This window comes from Sphingomonas sp. CCH5-D11, from assembly GCF_001557395.1.
Taxonomy (GTDB): Bacteria; Pseudomonadota; Alphaproteobacteria; order Sphingomonadales; family Sphingomonadaceae; genus Sphingomonas.
On the sequence record NZ_LSKH01000244.1, the window covers coordinates 1 to 11,996 of the forward strand.

Below are 11,996 nucleotides of genomic sequence, written 5' to 3' on the forward strand. Positions count from 1 at the left end.
CACCACGCCAATCGTTCTTGTCGCCAACAAGGCCGAGGGACGCGCGGGCGAGCAAGGTATTCTGGAGGCGATGGCACTGGGCTTCGGCGATCCGGTGCAGCTTTCTGCGGAGCATGGCGAGGGCATGGGCGACCTGTTCGAGGCGCTACTGCCCTATCTCGAGCGCGAGGATGAAGGCGCGCTCGATGCCGGCGACGAGGACGACCTCGCCGCGCCGCTGAAGCTTGCGATCGTGGGGCGTCCCAATGCCGGCAAGTCGACGCTGGTCAATCGCATGCTTGGCGAGGACCGCATGATCACCGGCCCGGAGGCGGGGATCACGCGTGATTCGATCGCGATCGATTGGGAATGGCAGGGTCGCCCGGTGCGCCTGATCGACACCGCGGGTATGCGCAAGCGGGCCAAGGTTCAGGACAAGTTGGAGAAGCTGTCGGTCGCGGACGCGTTGCACGCTGTCGACTTCGCGGAAGTCGTCGTGCTGCTGCTTGACGCCACGCTGGGTCTCGAATCGCAGGATCTGCGCATTGCCGATCGGGTGCTGGAGGAAGGCCGGGCGCTGATCATCGCGCTGAACAAGTGGGACGTGGCGCAGGACCCGTCTTCGCTGTTCAACGGCGTCAAGGCGGCACTGGGCGACGGGCTTAGCCAGGTGAAGGGCGTGCCCCTGATCACTGTCTCCGCCATGACCGGACGCGGCATCGATCAGTTGCTGTCCGCGGCTTTCGAGACGCGGGAGGCATGGTCGCGCCGGGTGCCGACCGGCGAGCTTAATCGCTGGTTTGAGCGCGCCATCGAGGCGAACCCTCCGCCAGCGCCGGGCGGCAAGCGAATCAAGATGCGCTATGTGACGCAAGTTAAGTCGCGGCCGCCGAGCTTCGTAGTATTCGGCACGCGGGTCGATCAATTGCCCGCCAGCTATGAGCGCTATCTGGTCAATTCGCTACGTCGCGATCTGGGCTTCGGTGCAGTTCCAATCCGATTGACGCTTCGCGCGCCGAAAAATCCATTTGGCGGTTCTTGATTATCTATTGTTTACCAATGGCCTGTTAGGCTGGTGAAGGGGAAGCGTCCGGCTGCTTCGTGACCTGCTGTGGGGGCAAGATCGTGTCGTTCGAAGGTAGCACTCTGGTGGACTGGCCATCGTTCGCAAAGACCAAGGGGGAGCTTGGCGCTGATCTGCCCCGGATACTCGGTTACTTTCGCGAGGATGGCACAAAGTCAGTGGCTGCCATCGAGGACGCGCTGCGCGCTGGCAATGCGGCGGGGCTCGTCATTCCGGCTCATACACTGAAAGGGGAGGCGCGTCAGTTCGGCGCCTTTCCGCTGGCCGATTTGGCCGAAAAGATCGAATTCATGGCCCGGGACCTGGTGGAGAGCCGCGACACGCCGGAGGCGGTGCTGGAAGATGTGATCGAGTTGCGGCCGCTGTTTACAAGCACGCTCGCGGCGCTGGACCGCGAAGCAGATCCGACGCCGGTTCGTCGGCCCGTTACCGGTTTTGGAAGACGACCCGTGCCTGGCGGGTTCGGCCGCGGCTGACGAGCAGCGCTTATCGTGCCGTATTTGCGGCTCCGCGCGGACGTGCCGTTCACGCCCGCGCGAAGATCCGATATCAGCCGTGCGGCTTGTCCGCCTCGGCGTTGAGCTGAATGTAATTGGGCAGGCCCATGCGCTCGATCATCTCGAACTGCCGTTCCAGCGTATCGACATGCTCTTCCTCGCTGAGGAGGATGCGCGTGAACAGGTCGCGACTGACAAAGTCCTTGACCTCTTCGCAATAGGTGATCGCGGCCTTGAGTTGTGCAACGGCTTCGATCTCCATTGCGAGATCAGCCTTGAGCACTTCCTCCACCGTTTCGCCGATGCGCAGCCGGCCGAGCAGCTGAAAGTTCGGCAGACCGTCCAGAAACAGGATGCGCTCCGCCAGCCAATCGGCGTGCTTCATTTCGTCGATGGATTCGTGCCGCTCGTATTCGGCGAGCTTCTTGATGCCCCAATGCTCAAGCAGGCGGTAGTGCAACCAATATTGGTTGATTGCCGTCAGTTCATTCTTCAGCGTCTCGTTCAGAAACTCGATGACGCGCGCGTCGCCCTTCATTGTAATGCCTCCGTGTTAGCCACGTCTTTACCGTGGCGAACCGTGGCTTAGCAATGAAAAAAACGGCGGATTTCTGCCGATTTTAGAAGCTGCGAGTGTTACGCAGCAGCACGCTCTTCATCGATAATCGCTCGCGCAAACGGCGTGCATTGGCCGCATTTTGGCTGACGTCCGAGTGATTGGTAAGCCTGGCAGGCAGTTGTAGATCCAGCGCGGGCGGCTTCACGAACCTGGCATTCCCGAATGGCGTTGCAAACGCAGACAACCATGAACCACTCCTTCTTGCGCCTCATCACCTACCGCTAGTGCGAGGAGTTCGCAAGAGCTTTTGCGGGTGATTCGCAACAGGATGTGCGATCAATTGCGATTTGCTTGCCAGCGGGCCTCCGACATCGACCTCCAGAGCCACTCGAAGGGGCCGAACGAAAATCGCCGAAGCCACCAGGGCGACCAGAGAAGCATCAATACCCAAATGCCAAGAACGACCGGGTAGAGCTGCCAGCGATCAAGCTCACCGAACCAGCCTAGCCCATAACCGCAGAATAGAAATGTGCCGATGAGGCTGGAGCCCAGATAGTTGCTGAATGCGGTGCGACCCACTGCGACTAGCGCTGCGACGATCCGGCGCCCAGATTTCAGCTGGGCGAAGTGGATGATGAGGGCAGCGTGGGCCAGCGTGACACCGGGGCGCAGGAGAACAAGGTGGAGCGGCTCCGAAAGCAGCAATGTGATGGGGTCAAACGCGGTGCCATCGATCCACCAAATGAGCGGCAGATATAACGGCAGACAGATACCATATCCGAACAGGAGAACGGATCGGTACGCCGCGCTTGACCAGAGGCCGCTGAAGAAGCCGCTGCGAAAAAGGACCATGCCCAGCAGCATGAAGGCGATCGTCTCAGGCATCGTGCGGGGGAGCGCCGTCCGTTGCGCCTCTGCCGTCATGGCGATCCGCATCGGCAGCACGTCACCCCAGCCGCCACGGAATGCCTGCAACTCGGCGGACCGATCCGCGCGCAGCTGATCCAGACTGCTGCGATACCTAGCCCATTCGGCGCGAACGGAGGCCGGTGCGTCGGAAGCTGCTGCGCGCTCCTGAAAGTAACGGGCGGCGGCAAAATCCAGCGCGCCGTTGGCCAGTTGCCACGCCATCAGCAGAGCAGCGATGGCGAGGAGACGTGAGGTGTCCCACCTCCATGCGACGAACACGATGCTTCCACACAGCGCGTAGAGCACCAGAATGTCGCCCGACCAGATCAGATAGGCGTGTACCATGCCGATCGCGAACAGGCTGATCATGCGCGCATAATGGCGTCGCACCGGTGAACGGCGCCGCGCCATCGTGCGCTCCGCAATCATGACGGTCGAGGCACCGAACAACATCGTGAAGAGCCCGCGCATCTTACCATCGGCGATCACGAAGGTCGCGGCCCAGGCCCACCAGTTCGCCCCGGTGGCCCCGCCATAGAAGGTCGGGTCCACATAAGCGTAGCGCGGCAGGCCAAAGCTGACGATGTTGAGCAGGAGGATGCCCATCACCGCAACACCACGCACGGCATCGATCGTCTCGATCCGTGCCAGGCGAGCGGTCGGAGCGGAGATGTCGGCGGACTGCGTCGGGGCGGCAGGAAGGTCGCTGATCAGTCGATGAGCTCGCCGGCCTGATCGCCATGTCCACGGCGAACGCGGCGCCGTGCCTTTCGACGGCTGGGGGAGGCCCGCTCAAGCGCGATGGTGGTGACGATCAGCAGAACCAGCATGCTGGCGAAGAAGATCACGTAATCGGACGACGGATCGAAACGTATCAAACCCATGATAAACTCGCCGGCATCGCCCCGCTGGGCCCGTCAGGTTTGCGATACAGAGCGCTGGCTGAATAGGAAAGGGATCAGGCCGCGGGGCGGCTCTGCTCCCGCATAGCGCGCCAATCATCCCGCACCGTGAGCAGCTTGCGGCGAACAATGTCGTACAAGGCTGTATCCCGCTGATTGCATTCCGCAATCATCGCGCGAAGGCGAGGCGTCTCATCCACCGCATTGTCGACGGTGTTTTCCGTCTTGCGCTTGTGCTCGGACGGCATCCGGTCATGTCCGAGCAGAAGGGACAGGATGTTAAACGATAGCGGATACATTTCGAGCAGACCGACGAAAGCATAATTGGTGCTGATGAAGGTATCGATGTCATGAGGCGTGCGAACATCGCCGGGCATGAGGAAGCGGGCCATCTTGTCCTGGGTTTCGGGCGCTTCGATATAGCTCTCGATCGTAGGGAAACGCTCGATCGTCTCCTTGTAGGTCGGGTGGGTCGGAGTCCGTGAATATCGATAGTCCGATATCACCCGCTTCACTGGATCCCGCAGGAAGGTAAAGGCACGCGCATCAGGTCGTGCGGCGCGAATCGGTGCGGCGAGCGTCCAGGAAAAGTGGCCCGAACAGGATCGTGCGTCGGCAAGAGCACCGCTGTCGATCACCGCTGCGATTTCATCCTCAATGCGCGAAAAGGTGACGGTGTCACCGTAGAAGTATTTGCGATGGATGTTGTGATAGGGCGGTCGCATGCGATCCAGTTCCGTGGAGAGCGACGAGCCTGCGGTTTTTGGAATATGGATGAAGACGCACAATTCCGTGTCGAAGCGGTCGGCGTTGACAAAGTCCTGCAGGCTGCCTTGAACAATATCGCCGAACGCCACGATCAATCCTCTTCCTCAGCGCATCGCCTGTCGCGCCGAACCACTGCGAATGGCAGCAATTGCGCCTGTGCTCAACGCCGTGTCACCCTTCGGGTCGCACCCTGCGGCGTACAAGGCGATCATTATCTTCGAGAACACCGCCGCTGATCAACGTCCGAGCTCAGCGGCCTTTGCTCGCCCTGTTAGGTCGACATTCCGGCGTTCGGACGCATGACGAGCGCCAAGGTACACCGCGCCACTTGTGGTGAGCGCGAGCACCCCGACCACCAGCGCGTCAACAGCCATCATCGCCCAGACTAGCGGCTCAGGCCTGCCGAGCGCACTGTAGCCGAGCAGATAGTGGAGCGACATCAGCGGCACTGTACCCGCCACCATATAGCCGACCGTTCGCCAAAAGCTGCCCGCCATGATGGCGATCGACCGCAACGGGCCGATCCGGGGATTGCCGAGCGGCCAGGCGACGAGCCAGGCGCTGAGATAAACGCCGATGACGCTGACCCCGATCGTGGCCGCCAGCTGCGCGTAGGTCGACAGTCGCGGTCCGAGCCCCAACGTCATGCCGAGTGGCGGGCCGAATAGCGCCAGCCACTGAAACATGGCCTGGACGCCGAATTGCACCGCGAACAGAGTGGCCGCAGGGCGCTCGATCCGCTTCGCAAAGCCCGCGTCCCGACTTGAAGCGATGAAGCGCACGAACCAATAACCGGGGAGCAGAAGCGCCAGCACCTTCGCAAAGCCCAATGCGAGGCGCCGCTGATCGAAGGCGGCGGCGGCGGTGAGGCCGTGCCGGTAAAAGCCGATGTCGATCTCCACCACGTGCTGCGCGAATTCGATGAGCAGCGGGATGGAAAAGAGGATCGGCAATGCCTTCGCGAACGCCGCGCTGTCGGCATAAAGCTGCTTGATGTCCCGCCACATGACAAGGGTCTTAGGACAGGATCACAGATGCGGCGAGTGCGGCATCGATGCCCCTCCGCATCATGGTTCGCACCGGACCGCACCGTGCTTCGCCAATCCGAAGCACGGTTGTCGATCCTCAGGCGGTCAGAAGGCGCTTTTCGCCTGCGATCTTCATCATCGCCTTTTGCAACTTCTCAAAGGCGCGCACCTCGATCTGGCGAACCCGTTCGCGGCTGACGCCATAGACTTGGCTCAGTTCCTCCAGCGTCTTGGGATCGTCGGTCAGGCGCCGTTCGGTCAGGATGTGCTTTTCGCGATCGTTGAGGTTGTCCATCGCGCTAACCAGCATGTCGTGGCGCACGTCGGCTTCCTGTGCCTCGGCGACCACCTGATCCTGCAGGGGCGAATCATCCTGCAACCAATCCTGCCACTGACCTTCGCCATCCTCGCGCATCGAGACGTTGAGCGACGTATCGCCGCCCATCGCCATGCGACGATTCATGCTGACCACATCCGCCTCGGTCACGCCGAGATCGGTGGCGATCTTCTGCACGTTCTCCGGCGTGAGATCGCCGTCCTCGAACGCGTCGAGCCGGGCCTTCATGCGGCGCAGGTTGAAGAAGAGCTTCTTCTGCGCGGCGGTGGTGCCCATTTTCACGAGGCTCCACGAGCGCAGGATAAATTCCTGGATCGACGCGCGGATCCACCACATTGCATAGGTGGCGAGGCGGAAGCCACGATCGGGCTCGAACTTCTTCACCCCCTGCATCAGGCCGATATTGCCCTCGCTGATCAGCTCGGACACCGGCAGGCCATAGCCGCGATAACCCATCGCGATCTTGGCAACGAGGCGCAGGTGGCTGGTGACGAGCTGCGCCGCCGCCTCCGGATCGCCATGCTCCTGGAAACGCTTAGCGAGCATATATTCCTGCTCGGGCGCCAGAATCGGGAACTTCTTGATCTCGGCGAGATAGCGGTTGAGGCTCTGCTCGCCGCCGAGTGCGGGGATCGTCGCAGGGACGTTGCCGCTTGCCATGGTATTACAATCTCCCTTTCCGGGGAAACGCCTGTCGCGCAACAGCGAGGCGCTTTCACCCTATACGTCGAGTTGACTGAACAGTTCCTGCATGTCTGCAGGCATCACGCTTTCGAACGACAAAGCGACACTTGTGATCGGATGAACGAAGCCGAGCCGGGCGGCATGAAGCGCCTGGCGGCGGAAGGAAAGTTCATCAAGTTGACGCTTGTGAGCTTGTTTTGTTCTACCATAGACCGGGTCGCCCAGCAAGGCGTGGCCGATCGAGGCCATGTGGACGCGCACCTGATGGGTGCGGCCGGTCTCCAGCCGGCATTCGACCAGCGCAGCCTCCCGCAGCCGATGTTCGGTGCGGTAATGCGTGACGGCACGCTTGCCGTTCGCGACGATCGCCACCTTCTTGCGGTTATGCGGCGAGCGGGCGAGGGGCGCATCCACGGTGCCGGCGGGCGGCACGGGATAGCCGCCGACGATTGCCTTGTAGCGGCGGTCGATCGAGTGCGCCGCGAACTGCTTCGCCAGCCCTTCGTGCGCGCGGTCGGTCTTGGCGGCCACCATCAGGCCGGACGTATCCTTGTCGATCCGATGGACGATCCCCGGCCGCGCCACGCCCCCGATTCCCGAGAGCGAACCGCCGCAATGATGCAGCAGCGCGTTCACCAGGGTACCATCGAGATTGCCGGCCGCGGGATGGACGACGAGCCCGGCGGGCTTGTCGATCACGATCAGATGATCGTCCTCAAAGGCGACGACGAGCGGGATGTCCTGCGCCTCGTTGTGCGCCGGCGCGGGCGCGGGCACGGCGACGGCGAACACCTCGCCGGCCCATGCGCGCTTCGCCGGATCACGCACCAGCACGCCATCCCGTTCGACATGGCCCGCATTGATCAAAACCTTGAGCCGCTCGCGCGAGAGGGTAGGCACGGCATCCGCAAGGGCGCGATCCAGCCGCCAGCCATCGGCGGCTGGAGCGATGATCGCTTGAATGACGGAAACCCCCCGGTCCATTAGGTGTAGTAGATGGATATGACGCTCCGGATTTCAAGATCGCTGGCTGCCCGGATCATTGCGGAAACGATGCGTTTTCCGGTCGAAGCCTGCGGGCTGCTCCTGGGCAATGATAACGACGTGGACGCCATTGAGCCATGCGCGAACGTCCATCCAACACCGGCTACTCATTTTGAGATCGATCCTGCCGCCCTGTTCCGCGCGCTGCGCCGGGCACGGGCAGGCGGGCCGCAGGTCATCGGTCATTACCACTCCCACCCGTCCGGCATCGCCGCACCATCGGCCACCGATGCCGCCCAGGCGGCGGCCGATGGTGCCTTTTGGCTGATCGTGGCAGGATCGGACCTGACCGCGTGGCGGGCATCAAGCGACGGAGCGGTGCACGGCCGCTTTGATCCGGTCGCGCTCGCCATTGCGCCCTAGACTCGGGTGAGTCATGGAGCAGTGATGACGATCGATCCCGTTGAGTTCGCAAGCCTCCTCTGCTCGCGCTTGTGCCACGATCTGCTGTCGCCGATCGGGGCGCTCAACAACGGGCTGGAGCTGCTCGCCGACGAGACCGATCCGGCGATGCGCGAGCGGTGCATGGAACTGCTGGCGGAAAGCGCGCGGACGTCTGCGGCCAAGCTGAAATTCTTCCGGCTGGCCTTTGGCGCGGCCGGTGGCTTCGGCGAGGCGGTTGATACGCGCGAGGCGCAACAGGCGATCGAGGGATTGTTCGGCGAAACCAAGCGGCTTCAGGTCAATTGGCTGGTGGACGAGCCGATGCTGCCCAAGACGGCGATCAAGGTGCTGCTGAACCTGGCGATGATCGCCGGCGACTCGCTGGTGCGTGGCGGCACGCTGGACATCGGTAGCGAGACGAATGACGCGGCGATCGAAATCGTCCTGAAGGTGGAAGGTCCGCGCATCACCCTGGACGAAGAACTGCGATCCACGCTGGTCGAGGGGCGGGCATCGGACGCGATCACGCCGCGCGCGGCGGCGGCCTTTCTGGTGCACGAAATGGTGAAGGCGGCGGACGGGCGCGTGATGATCAGCGCCCCGGCGGAGAATGTGCTGCTGTTCGGCGCGACGATGCGTCCACAGTAAACCAGGCATTTACCCGTTCCGGTCCATGGCCGGCGGGCAATGGACGATCTGCTGCAGGAATTCATCGCGGAAACGCGCGAGACGCTCGGCGCCCTGTCGGGCGAGATCGTCGCGTGGGAGGCCGATCCGTCCGACCGGGCGCGGCTCGACGCCATTTTCCGTTTCGTTCACACCGTAAAGGGCAGCTGCGGCTTTCTGGACCTGCCGAGGCTCGCACGGCTTAGCCATGCGGCAGAGGACGTGCTTCAAACGGTGCGGTCGGGTGAGCGGTCTCCCGATCCGCAGCTCGTATCGGCGGTACTCGCGATCATCGATCGGATCGGGGAGATCGTCGAGGCGATCGATGCGGGTGCCGGGCTGGATGACAGCGGCGAGGAACTGCTGCTCGCGGCGCTCGAGGGAAAGTCGGCCGCGGCGCCGCTGAAGCTGGTGACCGCTAATGCCGCAAACGTGACCGCACCACGCGCTGCGACGCGCAGCATACGCCTGTCGGTCGACCTGCTCGACCGGATGATGAACGGCGTGTCGGAAATGGTTCTGGCGCGCAACGAGCTTGCCCGCCGGCTGCGCGAAAGCAGCGATCCATCGCTCGAGAGCGCCATTGACCGCCTGTCGCTGACCGTATCGGAACTGCGTGACACCGTCACCCGGACCCGGATGCAGGCGATCGAATCGCTCTTTTCCGCCTTGCCGCGGCTGGTGCGCGACACGGCAGGCACGCTGGGCAAGCAGGTGTCGCTGTCCATCGATGGCGCGGAGGTCGAGCTTGATCGCGAGATGATCGAGCTGCTGCGTGATCCGCTGGTGCATATCGTGCGCAACGCGATCGACCATGGCATCGAGGCACCCGAGGCACGGCGGCGCGCCGGGAAGGCGGAAACGGGGCGGTTGTCCATCGTTGCCCGGCAGTCGGGCAATCGGATCATTGTCGAGATATGCGACGACGGGCGCGGCATCGACACCGCCCGGCTGGTGAAAAAGCGCATCGAGCAGGAGCCGGCGCGCGCGGCAGAGTTGAACGCGTTGAGCGAGCGGGCGCGCCTCGACCTGATTTTCGAGCCCGGATTGTCGACGCGTGACGACGTGACGGCGACGTCGGGACGCGGCGTCGGGATGGACGTGGTGCGCACCAACGTCGAACAGATCGGCGGCAGCATCCGGCTGCACAACATCCCCGGCCGTGGTCTGACGACGACGATCGAGGTGCCGCTGACGCTGGCCATCCTGTCCGCGGTCATCATCGGCGCAGGCGGTAGCCGCTATGCCGTGCCCCGACAGGCGGTAGAGGAAATTCTGGCGGTTCAGTCCGAAGCCGTGCGGATCGACACGGTGGGCGACGCCCAGCTGGCAACGGTGCGTGGTCGCCGCCTGCCGGTGGTGCAGCTGGGCGAGGTGCTGGGGACAAGCGACGGCCCGGGCGACATGCTGATGATCGTGAACCTGTCCAGCGGCAGCTTCGCGCTTGGCGTGGACAGCGTGGACGACACGCAGGAACTGGTGGTGAAGCCGGTTGCGCCGGCGGTGATGGCGGCCGGTCTTTATGCCGGGCAGATGCTGCCGGATACGGGCGTGCCGCTGCTGCTGCTGGATTGCGCAGGCGTGGCGGCGGCTGCCGGTGTTTCCTTCGAGCGCGCCGTGGAAGTGGAGGCGGAGCCGGAGGAGCCGGTGGCGGAAGGCACCTCGGCATTGTTGTTCGAGGCGCTTGACGGGCATCGGCGCATGATCCCGCTTGCAGCAGTGGAGCGTATCGAGGCGGTGCAGGCGGCATCCCTCCGCCACGCGGGTGGTCGATGGTGGGCGACCGCGCGCGAGGATCTGGTGGCTCTGTCCGTGGATGCCGACCAGCCGCCGACGGACGGGGAACTCGCCGTGCTGATGCTGCCGGGTGCCGACACCGCGACCGGCTATCTGGTGCGGCGGGCGCTCGACATCGTCACCTTCACCGAGGAGCTCCTGCCATCGGCGGATCCGGGCGTTAGCGGCATTCTGGTGATCGACGGTGAGCCGATCGAAGTCATGGATCCGCTGCACATCGCCGTGCCACGGGCGTCGACCGCGGGATCGCCGCCGATCTGCCTCATGCAGGGGGCGGACAGCGCGTGGATGGAGGCGATGCTGAGCCCGTTGATCGAAGCCGCGGGCTATCGCGTGGCGCGCCAGCTGGCACCGGGTGAGCGCGCAACGGTGACGCTGGGGATCGGCGACGATGTTCCGGCGAGCGGGCAGGTGGTGAGGCTGGCGCGGGATCCGAACACCGGATGGCCGCTGCTGGATTCGGCCGCGCTGGCCAGTGCGCTGAAGGCAGGAGCGGCGCGATGACCGACACGCTTCACCTGCTGGCGCATGTCGGCGGCCGCGCGATCGCCGTTCCGGCCGATGCGGTGGATTCGGTGGTGGATATCTCGGTGATCATCGACGCGCCGCGCGCGCATCCGGCGGTACGCGGGCTGACCGCGCTGCGCAGCCGGGTGGTGACGGTGATCGATACCTGGCGGCTGCTGGACTTGCCGCCCCCGGCCGACGATGCGCGCCGCGCGATCATCACCGTGGTCGATGGCCACCACCATGCCGTGCTGGTCGACACGTTGGAGGACGTGGCGCCGCTGGAGGTGGAGGCAGTGCCGCCGGGCCTCTCGCTTGGCCATCGCTGGGCGGAAGTGACGACCGGATCGGCCGAGCGCGGGGGCGAGCCGCTACTGGTGATCGATATCGCCCGCCTCATCGGGACGATTGTCGCGGCCGGTTAACACCGTTCTTACGCTTTTCCCGCCATAATGGATGGGACAGGCAATGATGAGGTTCAAAAATGAGGTCGTGTCTCGTCGTTGACGATTCGAAGGTGATCCGAAAGGTTGCGCGACACATCCTGGAGGGCCTGGAGTTCTCCGTGTCCGAAGCGGGTGACGGTCAGGAGGCGCTTGACGCCTGTTTCTCCAGCACGCCCGACGTGATCCTGCTGGACTGGAACATGCCGGTGATGAGCGGCATGGATTTCCTGCGCGCGCTTCGCGAAACCGACATTTCGCCGCGCCCCAAGGTGGTGTTCTGCACCACGGAAAACGGCATGGCCCATATCCGCGCCGCAATCGAGGCGGGGGCGGACGAATATGTCATGAAGCCGTTCGACCGCGAGACACTGGCGAGCAAGCTCCAGATCGTCGGCGTCGCCTGAA

15 protein-coding genes are annotated in these 11,996 nt (G+C 63.7%); 7 read left to right on the forward strand and 8 right to left on the reverse strand.

Going from position 1 to position 11,996, the window contains the following annotated elements:
* The coding region (der, locus tag AX702_RS15080) for a ribosome biogenesis GTPase Der (RefSeq protein WP_066780925.1) at window positions 1–1,021 on the forward strand (1,021 nt) is incomplete at its 5' end.
* A gap of 83 nt (window positions 1,022–1,104) precedes the next feature.
* Window positions 1,105–1,539 carry an Hpt domain-containing protein gene (locus tag AX702_RS15085; protein WP_066780927.1) on the forward strand — a complete coding sequence of 145 codons (435 nt, stop codon included), beginning with the start codon at window positions 1,105–1,107 and terminating at the stop codon, window positions 1,537–1,539.
* Window positions 1,540–1,612: 73 nt separating this feature from the next.
* Here the strand turns inward: AX702_RS15085 and bfr are convergent, their stop codons facing one another.
* The 8 genes from bfr to AX702_RS15115 all read right to left on the reverse strand — a co-directional run bounded on the left by bfr (window position 1,613) and on the right by AX702_RS15115 (window position 7,731).
* A complete protein-coding gene (gene bfr, locus AX702_RS15090; RefSeq protein WP_066780928.1) occupies window positions 1,613–2,098 on the reverse strand; it encodes a bacterioferritin in 486 nt (161 codons plus the stop codon).
* A 98-nt stretch (window positions 2,099–2,196) separates the two neighbouring features.
* The gene (locus AX702_RS21715) at window positions 2,197–2,367 is read right to left on the reverse strand and encodes a (2Fe-2S)-binding protein (protein ID WP_082746307.1); all 171 of its coding nucleotides are present in this window, start codon (window positions 2,365–2,367) and stop codon (window positions 2,197–2,199) included.
* 88 nt (window positions 2,368–2,455) lie between these two features.
* Window positions 2,456–3,652, reverse strand: a complete 1,197-nt coding sequence (locus AX702_RS15095) for a DUF418 domain-containing protein (RefSeq protein ID WP_156455516.1) — start codon at window positions 3,650–3,652, stop codon at window positions 2,456–2,458.
* 86 nt (window positions 3,653–3,738) lie between these two features.
* A complete protein-coding gene (locus AX702_RS22135) occupies window positions 3,739–3,912 on the reverse strand; it encodes a hypothetical protein (RefSeq protein WP_156455517.1) in 174 nt (57 codons plus the stop codon).
* Window positions 3,913–3,986: 74 nt separating this feature from the next.
* Complete coding sequence (locus tag AX702_RS15100) at window positions 3,987–4,787, reverse strand: sulfotransferase family 2 domain-containing protein (protein ID WP_197420634.1); 801 nt, start codon at window positions 4,785–4,787, stop codon at window positions 3,987–3,989.
* Between the two features lie 147 nt (window positions 4,788–4,934).
* Window positions 4,935–5,705, reverse strand: a complete 771-nt coding sequence (locus AX702_RS15105) for a hypothetical protein (protein WP_066780937.1) — start codon at window positions 5,703–5,705, stop codon at window positions 4,935–4,937.
* A gap of 118 nt (window positions 5,706–5,823) precedes the next feature.
* On the reverse strand, window positions 5,824–6,723 hold the full coding sequence (gene rpoH / locus AX702_RS15110) for an RNA polymerase sigma factor RpoH (protein WP_066780939.1): 900 nt from the start codon (window positions 6,721–6,723) through the stop codon (window positions 5,824–5,826).
* A gap of 60 nt (window positions 6,724–6,783) precedes the next feature.
* A complete protein-coding gene (locus AX702_RS15115) occupies window positions 6,784–7,731 on the reverse strand; it encodes an RluA family pseudouridine synthase (protein ID WP_066780941.1) in 948 nt (315 codons plus the stop codon).
* A 12-nt stretch (window positions 7,732–7,743) separates the two neighbouring features.
* Here AX702_RS15115 and AX702_RS15120 point away from each other — a divergent pair, with 12 nt between their 5' ends.
* The 5 genes from AX702_RS15120 to AX702_RS15140 are packed head-to-tail and all read left to right on the forward strand — an operon-like array spanning window position 7,744 to window position 11,995.
* On the forward strand, window positions 7,744–8,154 hold the full coding sequence (locus AX702_RS15120) for a M67 family metallopeptidase (protein WP_331710414.1): 411 nt from the start codon (window positions 7,744–7,746) through the stop codon (window positions 8,152–8,154).
* A gap of 24 nt (window positions 8,155–8,178) precedes the next feature.
* Window positions 8,179–8,823 carry a histidine phosphotransferase family protein gene (locus AX702_RS15125; RefSeq protein WP_066780943.1) on the forward strand — a complete coding sequence of 215 codons (645 nt, stop codon included), beginning with the start codon at window positions 8,179–8,181 and terminating at the stop codon, window positions 8,821–8,823.
* Between the two features lie 39 nt (window positions 8,824–8,862).
* On the forward strand, window positions 8,863–11,142 hold the full coding sequence (locus tag AX702_RS15130; protein ID WP_066780945.1) for a chemotaxis protein CheA: 2,280 nt from the start codon (window positions 8,863–8,865) through the stop codon (window positions 11,140–11,142).
* Window positions 11,139–11,570 carry a chemotaxis protein CheW gene (locus tag AX702_RS15135; protein ID WP_066781080.1) on the forward strand — a complete coding sequence of 144 codons (432 nt, stop codon included), beginning with the start codon at window positions 11,139–11,141 and terminating at the stop codon, window positions 11,568–11,570. Before AX702_RS15130 ends, AX702_RS15135 begins: the two co-directional genes overlap by 4 nt.
* 59 nt (window positions 11,571–11,629) lie before the next feature.
* Window positions 11,630–11,995, forward strand: coding sequence for a response regulator (locus AX702_RS15140; RefSeq protein WP_066780947.1), 366 nt, complete (start codon window positions 11,630–11,632; stop codon window positions 11,993–11,995).
* Window position 11,996: the final 1 nt, after the last annotated feature.